Consider the following 17,164-nt stretch of genomic DNA (forward strand, 5'->3'; position numbering starts at 1 on the left):
CCGTCAGCAGGCCTTCGAGGCCTCGCACACCCGGTGATAGGCGCGGTTGAAGTACACCAGCCCATCATCGGCGCCACCCTGGCGGATTTGCTCGATCTCGCAGTAGAAAATGCTGTGCGAGCCCACTTCATGCACCTGGGCAATCCGGCAGTCGAAGTTCACCAGCGCTTCCTGCATCACCGGCGCACCGCTTTCCAGCACGGTCCAGTGGGTGGAGGCGAAGCGCTCTTCCATGCTCAGCTGGCGGTTGGCGAAGACCCCCGACAGTTCCTGATGGGTGCCGGCCAGCACGTTCACGCACAGCGCACCGTTGGCCTTGAACTGCTCGTTGGAATACGACGAGCGATTCATGCACACCAGCAAGGTCGGCGGCGCATCGGTGACGCTGCACACCGCCGAGGCGGTGAAGCCGAAGCGCCCTGCAGGGCCATCGGTGGTGATCACCGACACGGCGCCACCGAGCATTGCCATTGCGTTGCGAAATTGGGTTACGTCAACCATGGTCATGCTCCTCAGATATCCAGCACCAGCTTGTTGGACTTGGCCCGCGAGCAGCACACCAGGATCTGGTCGTTCGCGGCTTTCTCTTCATCGGTCAGGTACACGTCGCGGTGGTCCGGCTCGCCTTCGAGCACCTCGCACATGCAGGTGCCGCACACCCCCTGCTCGCACGAGATGTCGATCTTGATGCCGACCTGGGCCAGGGCGTCGAGAATGCTCTGGCCCTCGGCGACCTGCACGGTCTTGTTGCTGCGCGCCGCGACCACCTCGAAGCTGGCGCCACTGGCATCGACCTCGACCTGGAAGTACTCCTTGTGGATGTGGTCCTCGGCGTAACCCTGCTGGCGCGCGCCGGCAATCACCCAGTCCATGAAGCCCGACGGGCCACAGGTATACATGTGGGTGCCGGTCGAACCCGCACCGAGCACGGCCTGCAGATCCAGGCGCTGGGCGGCGTCTTCGTCGTCGAAGTGGGTGACCACCCGATCGGCGAATGGCGCACTGGCCAGGGCTTCGAGGAACGCGCTGCGGCTGCGCGAGCGGCCGCAGTAGTGCAATTCGAAATCAGCGCCCTGCTGGTACAGGGCATGGGCCATGGCGATCATCGGCGTGATGCCGATGCCGCCACCCAACAGGATCGAGCGGCGCGCATCGGCCGCCAGCGGGAACAGGTTGCGCGGTGTGCTGATCTGCACCTCGCGCCCCTCCACCAGCGCTTCATGCACGCCCACCGAGCCGCCACGGGAGTCCGGGTCCTTGAGCACACCCAGGCGATACACCGAGGCATCCGCCGGGTCGCTGCACAGCGAATACTGGCGCACCAGGCCAGGGGCCACGTGGATGTCCACGTGCGCGCCCGCCTCGAAGGCCGGCAGCGCCGCGCCGTCGGCCAGCGCCAGGTCGAGGACGACCACGTCGGCCCCTTGGATCTCGCGCTTGCGCACGACGACATTCAACAATTGTTCATTCATGACCGGTGTCCTGTAGTGATTCATCGCATGAACAGGCCGCCGTTCACGTCCCAGGTCGCCCCGGTGGTGAAGTAGGCCTCGGGCCGCGCCAGCTGCACGATCAGGTCGCCCAGGAAATCCGCATCGCCCAGGCGCTGCACCGGGATGTTCGCCAGCAGCCCCTGCAGGCGTTCGGCCGGTACGGCCGCATGCACCGCGGGCGAGTCGATCGGGCCCGGGGCGATGGCGTTGACGGTGACGCCGCGGGCAGCGAATTCCTTGGCGAAGATCTTGGTCAGGGTGACGATCGCGCCCTTGCTCGCCGCATAGTGCGCGCCGGTGGCGGTGCCGCCGTTCTGCCCGGCCAGCGAGGCCAGGTTGATGATCCGCCCGTAGCCGACCTCGGCCATGTGCGCGCCCAACACCTGGCAGCCGAGGAACACGCTGCGCAGGTTCAGGCCGACCACGGCGTCGAACTCTTCCGGGCTGATCTGCATCAGCGGCGTGGTCTTGGTCACCGCCGCGTTGTTGACCACCACGTGCAGGGCGCCGAAGTGCTCCAGCACCTGGGCCAGGGCTTGCTCGAAATCGCCTTTGCTGGCGACATCGAGCTTCACCGCCAGGGCGCGCCCGCCCTGCCCTTGCAGCTGCTCGGCAGTGGCCTGGGCCAGGCCCAGGTCACGGTCCGAGACCACCACGTCGAAGCCTGCGGCGAGCAGCCGGGCGCAGAAGCGCTGGCCCAGCCCTTGCCCTGCCCCGGTTACCAATGCGACTTGGTTCATGGCCGGGTCCTCACAGGATGTAGCCGATACCGGCAAGGGTATCGTCGCTGTTGATCAGGCTGATCACCTTGCGCTCGATCTTGAAACCGCCCTCGGCACGCACCAGGGTGTAGGTCAGGTCGGCGCTGTAGTGCTTGAGGCTTTCCTTGCGGAACTCGCGGATGTTCTGCGCGGCACGCACGGTGACGTTCACCCCGTCATCGCCCAGCACGCGGATGCGCGAAATGCTGCGCACGGTGCGCGGCTGCGGGCTTGTGGAAATCGACTCGCCGCCGATCAGCCGCTGCACGCGCAGGCGGCGCATGTGGTGGTCGTCGTAGGCATAGTTCAAGGTGTTTTCGAAGTCGGTTTCCTTGGGGTTGATCGGGATGATGTAGGTCCCTTTCGCGGTCCACAGGTCCTGCCAGGCTTCGTACTCACCGTGGTCGAGCATGTCGCCTTCCTGCCAGATGAAGGCGGTGACTTCTTGCAGCAATTGCAAATTCATGGGGTTCTCCACACTCAGGCCGACATCATCTTTTTCCACTGCTGGTACGCCGCGCGCATGCCGGTTTCGGCACTCACGTCAGAGACCAGGCCATCTTCGCTTGGGCGTTCGCCCGGCAAGCCGCGGTTGAGCATGATCCACAGGTTCTCGCCGGCATTGGCGCCCTTCTGCACACGCTCCCAGGCCTCGGAATCGTCCGGGGTGCCGAAGCCCATCGGGCCCTGGAAGTGCTCGTGCAGGCGCAGGCGGTAGCGGTTGGCCGCGGCCGGGCCGCCGTCCATGGTGATCACCGAGTGGTGGATTTCGGTCTCGGTGACCGAGATCGGCTGCAGCACGCGGAAGAACGCCATCGAGCAGGCAACGTTGGGGAACAGGTTGAGGTTGAAGCCCGACCCGCCCACCGCACGCACGATGCGGCGCACCTGCGGCTCGTCGATGCCTTCGTCACGCAGCTCGGCGGCCAGCGACTCGAAGCGCTCGGGGATCGGCTTGTCGAGGTCGGCTTCCAGGTCGACCAACTCGGGGATCATCACCATCACGCTGTGGCCGTTGCCCAGGTCCTCGACGTAGCCAGGGCCTTTGACGAAGTCGAACAGCTCCAGGGTCTGTTCGTCCACGGACGACAGGAAGCTCTTGTGCACCAGCGGGAAGTGGTAGGCGTCGGTGGTGTTTTCCAGCTGGATCTTCCAGTTGCCGGGGAAGCGGAAACGGTGCTCGCCCGGCACCTTGATGCCGTAACCCGCGCCTTGCTTCATGAACAGGTCCATCCACTTCTTGGCCGCGCCCAGGAAGTCTTCCAGCGGCTCGATGTCGTCCTTGAAGGTAGCGAAGATCATGCCGGCATAGCTTTCGGTCCGCAGGCTGACCAGCGGCAGCTCGGCCTTGTCCAGGCAGTCGCCGTAGCTTTCCGGGTGCGGCACGCCGCGCAGCGAACCGTCGAGGGCATAGCCCCAGCCGTGGTACGGGCAGACGAAGCTGTTGGTCTTGCCTTTCTTGTGCTCGCACACCGTGGCGCCACGGTGGCGGCAGCGGTTGAGCAGGACATTGACGGCCTTCTTGCGGTCGCGCACGACGATCACCGGCTGCTTGCCGATGTAGGTGGTCTTGTAGCTGCCGGCCTCGGGGATTTCGCTCTCGTGGGCGACCCAGATCCAGGTGCTGTGGAAGATCTTTTCCAGCTCGGCGTCGAACAGCGCCGGGTCGGTGTACAGCGAGGTGTGGACGCGGTCGGGCTGCACCAGCTCGGAGGGGTCTACGCTCAGGTTGACGGCGGGAATCAGGTTAGTCACGGAAACACTCCTCCACTTCAGGTGCGCTGGATGATCAGTTCGCGGCCGACACGGGCCTCGACCTTGGCGTAGCGCCACAGCTTGTACGGGCCGTCGCCCACGGCGGTGGTGCGGAACAGGTTGCAGGCGGCGTGCACGGTCTGGATGTCCGGGACGTCGGCCAGCAGGTAGGTGGTCCAGGGGAAGCCGTCGGACGGGCCGACCATGCTCTGGTCGTCGTCCATGTTGCCCAGCACGTCGACCCCGGCCAGGTCGTGGATGCCGTTCCACATCGCGCTGAAGGCGGCCCACACCTGCAGTTGCTCTTCACGCGGTGCATCGAAGAAGTTCTGGTTGATGCCCATGCAGAACAGCACGCGCAAGGCTTTCTTATCGCTCATGACAAATATCCCGAGAGTTACAGGTAGCCCGGAAGAGGCTGTTTACCGAAGAACATCGCCCCGGCGTTCTGGTAGGTGACGTCGCCCATGAAGGCGTGCTGGGTGACCACTTGCGCATCGTTGACGCAGCGGGCCAGCGGGCTTTCGTTGTAGATGCCGGTCATGCCCGAGAGCAGCTGCGCACTGCGCGCCACCTCTGCGGCCACCCGCGCGGCATGGGTCGAGGACAGGCGCAGCAGGTTGGTCGCCTCCATCGGCACCGGGTCGCCGGCCAGCACGTGCTGCCAGGCGCGGTCGATCGATTCATAGAAGAACGCACGGGCCGAGCGCAGCGCGGCCTCGGCCTTGGCCACATCGACCTGGGCCAGCGGCCGGTCGGCCAGGGCCGGGGCGCCGGTCACCGAGATGCGCCCGCTGGCCATGCCCGACAATTCGTCCAGAGCGGCGCGGGCAATCCCAAGGCCGACCACCGAAAGCACCTGGGTGGCGAACGACAGCGACGGGTAGCGGAAGAACGGCTCGTCCAGGTTCGGCTTGCCGCCGCGCACGAAGGTCCACTGCTCGCCTACCACCACATCCTCGACCAGCAGGTCGTGGCTGCCGGTGCCGAGCAGGCCGACGGTGTCCCAGGTTTCTTCGATGCGCGCCTGGCTGCGCGGCATCACGGCCAGGCGCGGCAGGTCGAGCTTGTCGCCATTGCGCGGGGCGATGCCGACGCCGACGATGTCGGCGCCCATGGAGCCGCTGGAGTACTTCCAGCGGCCGTTGACCTTGAAGCCACCGGCAACGATTTCGGCAGGCTGCGGCGGGAAGATGCCCCCGGCGAACACCGTGTCGGGGCTGTTGCCGTAGATCTCGGCGATGGTCTCCAGCGGCAGGGCCGCCAGGTACACCGGGCTCATGCCGAAACTGGCCACCCAGCCGGCGGAGCCGTCGGCGTGGGAAATGCGTTCGATCATCTCGCAGAACGCGCCCGGCGAGCATTCGAGCCCACCGAAACGCTTCGGCACCAGGGCGCGGTAGACGCCGTGGGCCTTGAACGCATCGATCACGTCGCGGGAAATATGGCGTTGGCGATCGAACTCACCCTGACGGGCACGATCACGAACACCGTCAAGCAAAGCCTCGAAGGCAGGGCCACTGGCAAGCGCCGACTCGGGCGCGGCACGCAGGCAAAGCGAATCCATGGACATTCTCCGTCTCAGGCGCGGTTTTCTTGTTGAGGCTGGTGTCGGTAGACAGGAGGTGAAATGGCAAGGCGAGCCACAAGGAAGCGGCGGCCATGCAGGGGGGCAAAGGCGGGTTCGTGCGGCATGTTCTGTCTCTCTTGTTTTAGGTGCCGGTGACAAATATTTGCGGTCATTTACGTGAATTGTCAATTGAATTTTCACGCTTAAATTTGCAAATTTTCCTGCCACCCAGAGCCAGCAAACTCCATAAAACACGACTATCTATATGATTTTTAATAGTTTTTATGGAGAATCCGAAGCCAGCCATGAAGCTAAAAAAACTAACAACGATCGACGCTATTCCGAAAAATTTTTAATACACTTTTCACATGATTTCGGAGAGAAAAAAGCTGGTGTAGCATGGCCGGGCATGGAGCCTACAAACACAATCAATCCAGCCCCCCGCCAGCGCCTGGCGTGGGCCCACCGAGGTCCAGGTCATGCCTGTCCGCCCTATCGATCTGCAGGATCACCGCCTGCGTTACCTGCACCTGAGCCACGACAAAGGCTCCATGCGCGCCGCCGCCGAAGCCCTGGGGGTCGCCACCTCGTCGGTCAGCCGGCAGATCGCCCGGCTCGAAGCAGAACTGGGCATCGAGCTGGTGCGCCCCGGCACCCACCGCATCAGCCTGACCACGGCCGGCGAAGCCGCCGTGGACTACTACGTCGAGCGCCTGCGCCAGCACACCCGGCTGATCAGCCGCCTGGATGAACTGCGCACCCAGCAGCAGGCCTCGACGGTGATCGCCATCGGCGAAGGACTGCTCGGCGCGCGGGTGATCAATGGCCTGCAGGGGTTTCTCCAGGCCCATGGTGCGCACAAGACAGAAATCATCAGCGCACCGTCGCAGGAAGTGCAGCGCAGGGTGATGGCCGACCAGGCCCACCTGGGCGTGGTCTTCGCGCCCAGCCAGACGGCCTGCCTGAGCCGGCTGTTCAGCCTGGCGCAACCGCTGCGCCTGATCGTGCACCGCGACAGCCGCCTGGCCGAACGCAGCCTGGTCAGCCTGCAGGACATCGCCCGCGAATCGCTGGTGCTGCCCGGCGCCAACTTCCGTGTCCGTGAGCTGCTGGACGCGGCCTGCAAGGCGCAGGGGCTGAACATCGAACCGACCCTGACCTCCAACTCGCTGGCGGTGATCCTCGATTTCGTCCGTTCGGGCCTGGGCGCGACCTTGCTGGCCGAGCTGCCGCTCATCGACGAGATCAAGGGCGGCACGTTCAAGGCGCTGGCCATCGATTGCGCGCAGATGAACGCCACCGATATCCAGATCGTCACCCGTCGCGGTCGCACCCTGGACGACGTGAGCCGGGCGCTGGCGACCGAAATGGCCAAGGCGATGCGCAGGGTGCTGTGACCTGCGCTGAAGGTACTGGCACTGCCCCCAGGCCCGTGTCGTTGCGCAAAACGCAACGACATTGACCGCCCCTGTCATTGAGCCCCCCTGCCCCGCCCATTAGCGTTGCTGCCTGTAGCGCAAACCCAAAACAACAAAAACAAACGTGACAGACAAGCGGGCACCCGTCCTACCGCCCTCCTGCCAGTGGCTCGACTGCCCGGCACTTGTCCTGATCACCTGTCCAGGAATACCCCCATGGAACTCGGATGGCCCTTGCCTGCGAAATCGTTGTGCCTGTGTGTCGCTTGCGCCCTCCCCCAGGTCGGTTTGGCCGACGTGGTCGATGACAGCCACCTGTCACTGAACATCAAGAACCTCTACCTGAACCGCAACTTCACCCAGGACAATGCGCCGGTGTCCAAGGTCGGCAACTGGTCCCAGGGCTTCGACCTGCAGTTCGAGTCCGGCTACACCGACACCCCGCTGGCGCTCGGCTTCGACCTCGACGGGCAGTACGCCGTGCGCCTGGACTCCACGGGCAACGATGGCTCGCTGCCCTTCAGCCGCCACAGCCAGCAGACCTCCGAGGAGTACAGCCGTGGCGGTGCGACGCTCAAACTCAAATACGCCAAGAGCGTGGTGAAGATCGGCGACCAGCGGCCGTTCTACCCAGTCGCCTCCAACGACCCGAGCCGTCAGCTCGACACGATCTACCAAGGCGCGGTGATCGAATCGCGCGACATCGACAAGCTGACCCTGGTAGGCGGACGCTTCTGGTCGATCGTCACCCGCGAGTCGTCCAACCACGAGCGCCTCTATCGCTTCGGCACCCCCGACAGCCAGGACAGCGACGGCCTCGACTTCGCCGGCGCCACCTACGCGGTGACGCCCGACCTGCAGGGCAGCTATTTCCACGGCGTGCTCAACGACATCTACAAGCAGGACTACGCCGGCATCAAGCACACCCTGCGCTTCGCCGATGGCTACCAGCTCAAGACTGACGTCGGCTACTTCAACAACCAGGAAGACGGCGCCGCGCGCAGCGGCCCGGTGGACAACCGCGCCTACTTCGGCCTGGTGAGTGTGGAGAAGAGCGGCCACACGGTCGGCGTCGTCTACCAGCGCATGACCGGCGACACCGTCTTCCCGACCCTGAACGGCTTCGTGCCGCAACTGTGGCTGCCGAACTGGGGCAGTATCCCGTTCATCCGTCCGGACGAGCGCAGCTGGTCGTTGCGCTACGGCTACAACTTCGCCGCCCTGGGCATCCCCGGGCTCAAGCTGTTCACCCGTTACACCAAGGGCACCGATGTCGACCGCGGCCGCGGCCTGGACCGGGACGAGGAAAGCGAGCGCGACATCATGTTCAGCTACGTGGTGCAAAGCGGCCCGCTCAAGGACCTGGCCTTCGACCTGAAGAACATGCACACCACGCAGAAGTACGGCAACGACTACGACGAGTACCGCTTCATCACCTCCTACACCTGGAAGTTCTGGTAAGCCGCCGTCACCGTTTTTGCCCGGGCCTTTCCGTGCGGGGAGGGTTCGGGTTTTTTATTGCAACCCAAGGAACCCGTGTTGATGTCTGATCTTTACGAACTGCTGCGTTTCACCCTGCGCGTGCGCACACCGGCCCAGGCCCTGCCGCTGCTCCAGGCGGCGCTGCAGGAAGCGGGCCCGGGCGTCGAGTTGATCGGCTGCTGGCTCTCGGAAATCGGCCAGCAGAACACCATTGCCGTGCTGCGTCGTTTCGCCGATGCCCAAGCCCAGGCCGCCGAACGCCAGCGCGTGCTGCTCAGCAGCGATGCGTTCGGTATTGGCCAGTTCATCCTCGAGCAACACATGGACGACTACCGGCTGTTTCCCTTCCTGCAACCCTTGGCCCCTGGCAAGCACGGCCCGTTCTATGAGCTGCGTGAATACGACCTGGTCACCTCGGGCCTGGCGCCGACCCTGGCCGGCTGGCGCAAAGCCGTGGGCCCGCGAACCGGGGATGACTACTCCCAGGTCTATGCCGCGTTCTACGCCACCAGTGGCCGGCTGCCGCGCTACCTGCACATCTGGCCTTACGCCAGCCTGGAGCAGCGCCTCGATGTGCGCACCCGGGCAGTGCGCGACGGGGTATGGCCGCCGGAGAATTCGGCGCCGCAGCTGGAGAAGATGCAGTCCACGGTCTACCTGCCAGCGCCCTTCTCCCCGCTCTGCTGATACCGCCATTGCCCAGGCGTGCCAACCTCTTGTCGCTGCCTGCCAATCGGCCCTGCGCCCATACCGCTGGCGGCGATGGCCCGGTAGCCTGCCGCGAGCCCACCTCGCGTCGCGGAAACCAACGACATGACCAACGCTTTGAGCATTCACAACAAGATCACCTTGCTCGCCAGCCTGTGCCTGGCCACCGTTGTCGTACTCCTCACCGCACTCGCCCTGGCCCAGCGCCAGGCCAGTGAGGACCAGGTCAAGCACAGCGCCAGCGACATGTTGCTGGCCGCGTCGCGAAACAACCTGCGCGCCGAAGGCCAGGCCCAGGCGCTGCAGATCCAGCAGGGCTTCGAGCGTGCCTACGGCTTCGCCGAAGGCGTGGGCCGCCAAGTCATGCATTTGCGCCAACGCGACGCCAGCGGGCAGGTGCCTGCGGCCGAGCTGCGCCGCGACCTCACCCAAGTGTTGCGCCAGGCCCTGGTCGGGCGGCCGGAGCTGCTGGGGCTGTTCATCACCTTCGACCGCAATGCCCTGGACGGCCGCGATGCCGACTTCCTCGGCCAGCTTGAACTGGGCAGCAACGATCAGGGGCGTTTCGCCCTGTACTGGCTGCAATCGGCCCCCGGCCAGCTGCAGGCCGTGCCGGGTGACGAACACCTGCTGGCCGACACATCCCCCGGCCCCAGCGGTGCGCCGTTCAATGCGTTCTTCAGTTGCTCGCGCGAAGCCGCCAAGCCCTGCCTGCTGGAACCCTATGTCGACAGTTCAAGCGGCACCGCACGGCTGGTCACCAGCCTGACCCTGCCGCTGCTCGACCAGGGTCGGGTGGTCGCGGTGATTGGCCTGGACATCGACCTGGGTACGCTGCAGCACGATGCCGAAGCCGCCAGCGCTGCGCTGTACGAGGGCCAGGGCGATATCGCCATCGTCAGCTCGGCCGGCCTGCTGGCGGGCGACAGCCGCCACCCCGAGCGCCTCGGCACGTTGTTCAAGACACGTCACCCCGAACAGGCGACCGCGATGCTCGACGCCTCCCGCACGGGCCTTGGGCAAACCTTCGAGGACGCCGATTCCATGCGCATGCTGGTGCCCATCCAGCCGCTGCCCGACGCCAGCCCCTGGGCCGTGCTGGTCAGCGTACCCAAGGCCGTGCTCGGTGCCCCGGTAGCCGCCCTGCAAGCGCAGATGCGTGACCAGCGCCTGCACAGCCTGGCGCTGCAGATCGGCCTGGGCCTGAGCATCGCGGTGCTCGGCGTGCTGATGATGTGGCTGACGGCGCGCAGCGTCAGCCGGCCGCTGCTGCATGTGGCCCATGTGCTGGAGGACATCGCCGAAGGCGAAGGCGACCTGACCCGCCGGCTGGCCTACCCCGGCCGCGACGAACTGGGACGCCTGAGCCGCGCCTTCGACCGTTTCCTCGAACACCTGCAACCGGTGGTCGCCCAGGTCCAGGCCGGTGTGCGCGACACCCGTGACACCGCCGACCAGTCTGCGCGCATCGCCAGCCAGACCAACGCCGGCATGCAGCAGCAATTGCGCGAGATCGAACAGATGGCGGCCGCCTTGCAGCAGATGTCCGCCACCGCCCAGGCCGCTGCCCACAGCGCCGCCCAGGCAGCCGAGGCGGCGCGGCATGCCGACCAGGCCACCGGCGATGGCATGCAGGTGATCGAGGACGCCAGCCTCGGCATCCAGGCCCTGGCCCAGGACATGAGCGACGGCATGCAACGCCTGCATGCCCTGGCCAGCAGCGGCGAGCAGATCGGTACGGTGATGGCGGTGATCCTGTCGATCGCCCGGCAGACTAACCTGCTGGCCCTCAACGCCGCCATCGAGGCGGCCCGCGCCGGCGAAGCCGGCCGAGGCTTTGCCGTAGTCGCCGACGAAGTGCGCGGCCTGGCCCAGCGTACCCAGGCCTCGGTCGAGGAGATCGGCGCGATCATCGACAGCTTGCGCAGCGGCACCCGCGAGGTGACCCGCGCCATGCAGCACAGCCACGAGCAAGCCCAGGCCAATGCCGAACAGGCGCGCCAGGCCCAGCAGGCGCTGGCGCAGATTCGCCAGGCGGTCAGTGTGATCACCGACATGAACGTGCAGATCGCCTGCGCCGCCGAGCAGCAGAGCAGCGTGGCCGAAGAGGTCAACCGCAACGTCGAAGCAGTGCGCGATGTCACCGCTTCGTTGTCTGGCCAGGCCGAGCGCTCGGCTGGCATCAGCCAGCAGTTGAACGACCTGGCGTCAGAGCAGCAAGGGCTGATCCAGCGCTTCAAGGCCTGAAGCGAAGCGTGGCGCCAGGCCCGCCTGGCGCACCCGCTGCATCAGCTCGGCCAGGCGCTCGTGGCGATAGGCCGGCACATCGACCTGCCGGTAATCGTAGAAACCCACGCCTTCGCGCAGGCCGTTGCGCCCGGCCGCCATGTTGTCCAGCACGGCCTGCGCCGCCTGGTAGCGCTCGCCCAGGTGCTGGCTGAGGTAGGCCGAGGCGTGGTGCAGGATGTCGCCGCCCCCCCAGTCGATGAACTCCAGCAAGCCGAGCACCGAAAAACGCAGGCCGAAACCACTGCGCACCGCCAGGTCGATCTGCTCGGCGCTGGCCACGCCCTCCTCGACCATGCGCGCGGCCTCGTTCATCACCAGCGCCTGCAACCTCGGCACGATGAAGCCGGGCGCGGCGTTGCACACCACCGCGACCTTGCCGATGCCCTGCAAGGTCGCCAACAGCTCGGCGACCACCGCGTCGCAGGTCTGCTCACTGCGCGAAACCTCCACCAAGGGCATCAGGTGCGCCGGGTTGAGCCAGTGCGCATTGAGCATGCGCTGCGGTGCCGAGACCATGTGCGCAAGCTCGGTGACCAGGAAGGTCGATGTGGTCGAGGCGATGATGCTGTCCGCCCCGGCATGCCGGTCGATCCAGGCCAGTGCCTCGCGCTTGGCCGCCAGCACTTCGGGCACCGCCTCGAACACCAGCCGGCAGCCTGCCAGCGCGCGTGCGCCAGCGTCCGGCGCCAGCAGGCGAATGCGTGCCAGCAACTGCTCGGCTTGTACGGTGCCGATCAGTTCCAGGGCAACCAGGCTGTCCGCCTGGGCCCTGAGATTGCGTTCTATCGCCTGGAAATATTCGGCCTGGGCGGTGCGCGCCTTGAGGTCGATCAGGCTCACCTGCAGCCCGGCCTGGGCGAAGGCCAGGGCAATGCCCTCGCCCATGCGCCCGGCACCGACCACGGCAATGTGGCGCAGTGGTTCGCTCATGCCGCCACCCCGTCCTGCAGCACGGCGGCCATCTGCGCCCGGTCCAGCGCAGCCAGCCCGAGATTTTCCAGGGTCCGCCCTTCGCCGTACAAGTCACGCCCGGTGACGGCCGATGCCAGCGCCAGCAGGCCTTCGGCCACGGGCGTCGGCACACCGGCCCAACGGCCGACGGAGACCAGCAGCGACAGGCCCAGGCGCGTGTCTTCGAGCATGTAGCGGTGCTGCTGCAGGTCGATCTTCTCGCGCCAGTCGCCGCTGTCGGTGAGTTTGCCGTGGGCGCCACGGCCGTACATCCACTCCTCGCCCTGGTCGGTGTTGTAGTGGTCGGCCAGCGGGAAGTGCGGCGCCGGGTAGCCGAGTGCTTCACGCACGCGCATCCGCTCGGCATCGAGCTCGCTGGTGACGCGGCGGACCGCTGGCTGGGTGCCTTCGTTGTGGATGTCCCAGGAGGGGAAGTGCTCCAAGGGCCCGGCGTTCATCAGGATCAGCGGTGGGTGGATGACAGGGCCTGCGTTCATCAGCGCGCCGCTCAACGCATCCTCGATCGGCTCGACGCTCGGATAGGCTTCGCGCAGCACGGCGAACGCCTGCGCCGCCAGGCGGCTGGGCAGCACGCCGGTCGGCAGGCGTGTGGCGTAGGCGCTGATCACCAGCTGGTCGGGGCCGTGCTTGCGCACCAGGTAAGGCAAGGTGCCGGTTTCGGCGAACGCCACCTCGGCCCGGTTGCCACAGTCGCGCATGGCCTTGGCGAACAGGTAGCTGCCGAAGGTGCCCGGCGGCAGAAACACCACCTGGCCATCGCGCAGCAACGGCGCCACTTCGACGGCCAGCGCCTCATGGGTGGTGGCGGGCAGCGGGATGACCACCAGCTGCGCACCTTCCAGCGCCTGTGACAGGTCGCCGACCAGTTGCAGGCGTTCGTCGAGGGGCACCTGCCGGGTGCCGCGATAATCGCGCACGGTCAGGCTGCCGATGGCCTGCAGCGCCTGCAGGGCCTTGCTGTCGCGCCGCCAGAGACGGGTGGCGTGGCCGCGTTCGGCCATCTCGACGGCTGCCGCGTAGCAGCCGTGGCCGCCACCCAGGATAGTCACTTGCATAGGGGGTAACTCCGCGTGTTGAGGTAGGCCGATGCTAGCCAACGCGGAATTTGCCGACGCTTCCGATCACGCAGGCAGGCTACCGATTGCGCAGATTCTCAGCGTTTGAGCGTGTCGGACGGCCGGCAACCGAAGCGTTGCCAGTACTGGCGGGTGAAGTGCGCCGGGCTGTTGATCCCGCAGCGCAGCAACACTTCGGTCACGCTGCCCTCGCCTCGCTGCAGCGCCTGGTGCACGGCCAGCAGGCGCCGGTCGCGGATGTACTCCAGCGGCGTCTGGCCAAGGAACTGGCGAAAGCCATTCTGCAGGGTGCGCACCGAGACGCCGCTGAGCGCGCACAGGGTCGACAACGCCAGCGGCTGGTCCAGGTGCGCCTCGATGTGGTCGCGCGCCCGGCGCACGTGGCTGGGCAGCGGCGTGCTCGCTGCCTGGCAGAGTGCGTCCGAGTAGTTGTGTGGCAACTGGCTCAGCAGCAGTTGCACCAGATGATCCGCAAGCCCCTGGCGCAGCGGTGCAAGGCTCAGGTCCAGCGCCAGCAAGCGGCACAGGTAGTCCATGGCAGCCCCCAGTGCATGCACGCCGGGGTGCGTCGCCGCCAGCGGCACATCGAACGCCAGTGGCTGACGCAGGCTGCGCCCCAGCAGGTTTTGCAGATGCACCTCCAACGTCTCGCGCGGCAGGCTGAGCACCGCGTTTCGACAAGCGCCCCCGGTGACGATGCGGCTGCTGGCGAAGGGTGAGCTGACGCTCAGCCCGCCCGCCGCGACCGCTGCCTGATGGCGCCCCTGGGTCACCTCGCACTGCCCCTGCAAAGTGGTGCGAAACAGGTAGTGCGCGCCGGTACCCTCAAGGCTGACCTCCACCGGCGCGTCATAATCGAGCTCCAGCAACCAGGCCCCGGCGAACGCCACGCCGTTGACCTGCAAGCGCGGCGGCGTGTCGTTCAGCACCCGCAGTCGATGGGGGCAGAGATAGCGGGCCAGCTGCACCTGCATCTCGCCCACATCCCGGGAATCGAGCAGCGGGAAGCGCTCCAGCATCTCAAGCCTCGGCGGGGTGTTCGCGTTGCAGGCTGGCACGGAAGCACTTGCAGCCTTTGGCCAGCAGCACGATGGCCAGCAGCGACGCCACGCAACTGACGATCGACATCGACGAGCCGACCGCTGCCGGAGCGCCGAAGTAGCGGTCGGTGATCAACGCGACCAGGGTCGTGCCCAGGCCCAGCCCCAGCAGGTTGCTGATCAGCAGGAACACCGCCGAGACCTGCGCCCGCACCTGGTTCGGCGAGAGAATCTGCATGGCCGCGGTGGACGCTGGCATCGGGAACGAGGCGAAGAACATCGCCGGCACCAGCAAGGTGACCGACAGCCACAGCGGCTCAACCTGCGAATACAGCACCGCCGGCACGATCATGCCCACGGCGCCGATCACCCCGGTGCGCATGGCCGCATCGCGATAGCCACGCTTGGCCAGGTGGTCGGTCAACCAGCCGCCGAACACCACGCCGGTGGTGTTGGCCAGCAGCAGGATGGTGCCGAGCATGAAACCGGCCTCTTGGGGACTCATGCCGTACTTGCGGATATACAGCGCAGGCGTCCAGCTCATCATGCAGAACAGGGCCATGGCGTAGAACGAGAAGCCCAGGTAGTGGCAACCGAAGGTCGCCCGATGGCGGCCGATGAAGCGCAGGCCATCGGTGAGCTTCACCTTGCGCACCTGGCCGTCGGCATCGAGCTGGGCGCCCTTGCGCTGGGGGTTGCGCACCGTCAGCCAGATCAGCAGGCCGACGATCACCCCTGGCAGGCCGACGATGAAGAACGCCAGCTGCCAGGCTTTCATGGCACCGAGCACGGCCACCTCGATGGTTTGCGCGTCCTTGAGCAAGGTGATCACGTAGCCGCCGACCAGGAAGGCGATACCGCCGCCGACGAACGAGCCGATCGAATAGATGCCCACGGCGCGGCCGAGTTTTTCCTTGGGGAACATGTCGCTGAACATCGAGTAGGCCGAGGGCGACAGGGCCGCCTCGCCGACGCCGACGCCGATGCGGGCCAGGAACATCTGCAGGAAGTTCTTGCTCAGGCCGCAGGCGGCGGTGGCGAAGCTCCAGAAAATCACCCCGACGGCGATGATGCGTGGCCGGGAGAAACGGTCGGCCAGGTAGGCGATGGGCATGCCCATGAAGGCGTAGAACAGCGAGAAGGCCAGGCCGTGGAGCAGGCTGAACTGGGTGTCGCTGAGCTGCAGGTCGGCTTTGATCGGCTCGATCATCAGGGCCAGGATCTGCCGGTCAACGAAGGAAAAGATGTAGGCCACCATGCACAGGGTGACCACGTACCACTCGTAGAGGTAGCGCTTGTTCTGCTGCTTGAGGGGTTGCTCTTGGGTGAGGATCGTCATGCTCGCACCTTTTATTGTTATTGGAATGGTGTATGGCGGGTGAACTGGCTGGGTTTGTACCGGCCCTATCGCCGGCAAGCCGGCTCCCACAGGGACCCCACAGTTCTTAAGCGCTGTGGTGATCCTGTGGGAGCCGGCTTGCCGGCGATAGGGCCATCACAGACAACACAAAGCTGTGTGTCAGCCGTCTTGCAGCGCCCGTGGGCGGTGGCTGCGTACTTCGGCCTCAGGTGCCTTGGCGGCCTGCAGGTGGAAGTCGAACGCCAACTCGGCAAAACGCTCGCCCTGCACACCCCGGTCATGCGCCTGCGCGGCATCCTCGACAAAGCGCAGCTCGCCGACCAACCCATCACGGGTGGCATAGGCAAAGTCGTCCCACAGGTACTTGTCACCCTCGAAGTTGATCTGGGTGGTCAGGTGCCGATGCCCCGGCGCCGAGATGAAGAAGTGCACATGCGCCGGGCGCTGGCCATGGCGGCCGAGCAGGTTCAGGCATTCCTGGGTCGGCCCCTGCGGATCGCAGCCATAACCCGACGGCACGATGGAGCGCGCCCGGTAGCGGCCTTCGGCGTCGGTGACGATGCGTCGGCGCAGGTTGTATTCGGACTGGGACGAATCGAAGTACGAATAGGTGCCTTGGGTATTGGCGTGCCACAGGTCGACGGTGGCACCGGCCAAGGGTTGGCCATCGGCGTCGAACACCTGGCCCTGGAGGAACATCACCACGCCTGGGTCGCGGCCGTCGTCCATGCGCGCCTCACCTTCGGACAGAGGTGCGCCGGCCACGTACAGCGGGCCTTCGATGGTGCGCGGGGTGCCGCCGCCGAGGCCGGCTTCGGCGTCCTTGGCGTCCTGCAGCAGGTCGAGGAAGTGCTCGATGCCCAGGCCCGCAGCCACCAGGCCCGCTTCGTTGCGCCCGCCCAGGCGGTTGAGGTAGTCGACCGCGTGCCAGAACTCGTCCTCGCTGACCTCCAGGTCTTCGATCAGGCGTGCCGTGTCCTGCAGCACGCGCAGGATGATCTGTTTGAAGCGCGGGTTGCCTTCGGCATTGCCAAGGCCGGCCACTTGCTCGAAGAAAGCCTGGATTTCGGGGGTGTGGGAAATCTTCACGGTCATGTTGCTCACCTCGTATTGTTCTTGTCAGGTAGTCGTGGCGTCAGGACGGTTCAGCGGTCGTCGGCGTGGATCGACGAGGGGTGGCGGCACAGGCCGTCGACCTCGATGTCCATGTACGGGAACAGCGGCAGCTGCATCAGCGTGT

17 protein-coding genes and 1 pseudogene are annotated in these 17,164 nt (G+C 66.0%); 5 read left to right on the forward strand and 13 right to left on the reverse strand.

Annotated features, from left to right (window positions below; translation table 11 throughout):
- Positions 1-3 precede the first annotated feature (3 nt).
- Genes ACIPZB_RS18835 through iacA form a run of 7 tightly spaced genes read right to left on the reverse strand, consistent with a single transcriptional unit; the run spans position 4 to position 5,576 of the window.
- Positions 4-501 (reverse strand): flavin reductase, encoded by a 498-nt coding sequence (locus tag ACIPZB_RS18835; protein WP_008089597.1) that lies wholly within the window; start codon positions 499-501, stop codon positions 4-6.
- 11 nt (positions 502-512) lie between these two features.
- Complete coding sequence (locus ACIPZB_RS18840) at positions 513-1,472, reverse strand: PDR/VanB family oxidoreductase (RefSeq protein WP_400642059.1); 960 nt, start codon at positions 1,470-1,472, stop codon at positions 513-515.
- Positions 1,473-1,492: 20 nt separating this feature from the next.
- Complete coding sequence (locus ACIPZB_RS18845) at positions 1,493-2,233, reverse strand: SDR family NAD(P)-dependent oxidoreductase (protein ID WP_008089599.1); 741 nt, start codon at positions 2,231-2,233, stop codon at positions 1,493-1,495.
- A 10-nt stretch (positions 2,234-2,243) separates the two neighbouring features.
- Positions 2,244-2,720: an aromatic-ring-hydroxylating dioxygenase subunit beta gene (locus tag ACIPZB_RS18850; RefSeq protein ID WP_008089600.1), complete on the reverse strand. Its 477-nt coding sequence runs from the start codon at positions 2,718-2,720 to the stop codon at positions 2,244-2,246.
- 14 nt (positions 2,721-2,734) lie between these two features.
- Positions 2,735-4,009, reverse strand: a complete 1,275-nt coding sequence (locus tag ACIPZB_RS18855) for a Rieske 2Fe-2S domain-containing protein (protein WP_400642060.1) — start codon at positions 4,007-4,009, stop codon at positions 2,735-2,737.
- Positions 4,010-4,026: 17 nt separating this feature from the next.
- Positions 4,027-4,389: a hypothetical protein gene (locus ACIPZB_RS18860; RefSeq protein WP_008089604.1), complete on the reverse strand. Its 363-nt coding sequence runs from the start codon at positions 4,387-4,389 to the stop codon at positions 4,027-4,029.
- A gap of 17 nt (positions 4,390-4,406) precedes the next feature.
- The gene (iacA, locus tag ACIPZB_RS18865; protein WP_008089606.1) at positions 4,407-5,576 is read right to left on the reverse strand and encodes an indole-3-acetate monooxygenase; all 1,170 of its coding nucleotides are present in this window, start codon (positions 5,574-5,576) and stop codon (positions 4,407-4,409) included.
- A 482-nt stretch (positions 5,577-6,058) separates the two neighbouring features.
- On the opposite strand from iacA, the gene ACIPZB_RS18870 reads away from it, so the two are divergent.
- The 5 genes and pseudogenes from ACIPZB_RS18870 (at position 6,059) to ACIPZB_RS18890 (ending at position 11,434) form a co-directional block, all read left to right on the forward strand.
- On the forward strand, positions 6,059-6,976 hold the full coding sequence (locus ACIPZB_RS18870; RefSeq protein ID WP_400642061.1) for a LysR family transcriptional regulator: 918 nt from the start codon (positions 6,059-6,061) through the stop codon (positions 6,974-6,976).
- A gap of 237 nt (positions 6,977-7,213) precedes the next feature.
- Positions 7,214-8,458: an OprD family outer membrane porin gene (locus ACIPZB_RS18875; RefSeq protein ID WP_400642062.1), complete on the forward strand. Its 1,245-nt coding sequence runs from the start codon at positions 7,214-7,216 to the stop codon at positions 8,456-8,458.
- 81 nt (positions 8,459-8,539) lie between these two features.
- Positions 8,540-9,166, forward strand: coding sequence for an NIPSNAP family protein (locus ACIPZB_RS18880; RefSeq protein ID WP_400642063.1), 627 nt, complete (start codon positions 8,540-8,542; stop codon positions 9,164-9,166).
- 1,254 nt (positions 9,167-10,420) lie between these two features.
- Positions 10,421-10,576, forward strand: a pseudogene (locus ACIPZB_RS18885) (HAMP domain-containing protein); the annotation flags it as partial.
- 132 nt (positions 10,577-10,708) lie between these two features.
- A complete protein-coding gene (locus ACIPZB_RS18890; RefSeq protein ID WP_400642070.1) occupies positions 10,709-11,434 on the forward strand; it encodes a methyl-accepting chemotaxis protein in 726 nt (241 codons plus the stop codon).
- On the opposite strand, the gene ACIPZB_RS18895 is transcribed toward ACIPZB_RS18890, so the two are convergent.
- From ACIPZB_RS18895 to ACIPZB_RS18920, 6 genes are all read right to left on the reverse strand, one after another.
- On the reverse strand, positions 11,396-12,406 hold the full coding sequence (locus tag ACIPZB_RS18895; protein WP_400642064.1) for a 3-hydroxybutyryl-CoA dehydrogenase: 1,011 nt from the start codon (positions 12,404-12,406) through the stop codon (positions 11,396-11,398). The genes ACIPZB_RS18890 and ACIPZB_RS18895 overlap by 39 nt on opposite strands.
- Positions 12,403-13,503 (reverse strand): NAD/NADP octopine/nopaline dehydrogenase family protein, encoded by a 1,101-nt coding sequence (locus tag ACIPZB_RS18900; RefSeq protein WP_400642065.1) that lies wholly within the window; start codon positions 13,501-13,503, stop codon positions 12,403-12,405. The genes ACIPZB_RS18895 and ACIPZB_RS18900 overlap by 4 nt, the downstream gene beginning before the upstream one ends.
- Before the next feature lie 98 nt (positions 13,504-13,601).
- Positions 13,602-14,543 (reverse strand): AraC family transcriptional regulator, encoded by a 942-nt coding sequence (locus ACIPZB_RS18905; protein WP_400642066.1) that lies wholly within the window; start codon positions 14,541-14,543, stop codon positions 13,602-13,604.
- A gap of 1 nt (position 14,544) precedes the next feature.
- Positions 14,545-15,903, reverse strand: a complete 1,359-nt coding sequence (locus tag ACIPZB_RS18910) for a spinster family MFS transporter (protein WP_400642067.1) — start codon at positions 15,901-15,903, stop codon at positions 14,545-14,547.
- Positions 15,904-16,083: 180 nt separating this feature from the next.
- Positions 16,084-17,019: a catechol 1,2-dioxygenase gene (catA, locus tag ACIPZB_RS18915; RefSeq protein WP_400642068.1), complete on the reverse strand. Its 936-nt coding sequence runs from the start codon at positions 17,017-17,019 to the stop codon at positions 16,084-16,086.
- Positions 17,020-17,069: 50 nt separating this feature from the next.
- Positions 17,070-17,164: muconolactone Delta-isomerase family protein (locus ACIPZB_RS18920; protein WP_400642071.1), on the reverse strand; the 95-nt coding region annotated here is incomplete at its 5' end.

Source organism: Pseudomonas sp. NPDC089396, from assembly GCF_044749545.1.
Taxonomy (GTDB): domain Bacteria; phylum Pseudomonadota; class Gammaproteobacteria; order Pseudomonadales; family Pseudomonadaceae; genus Aquipseudomonas.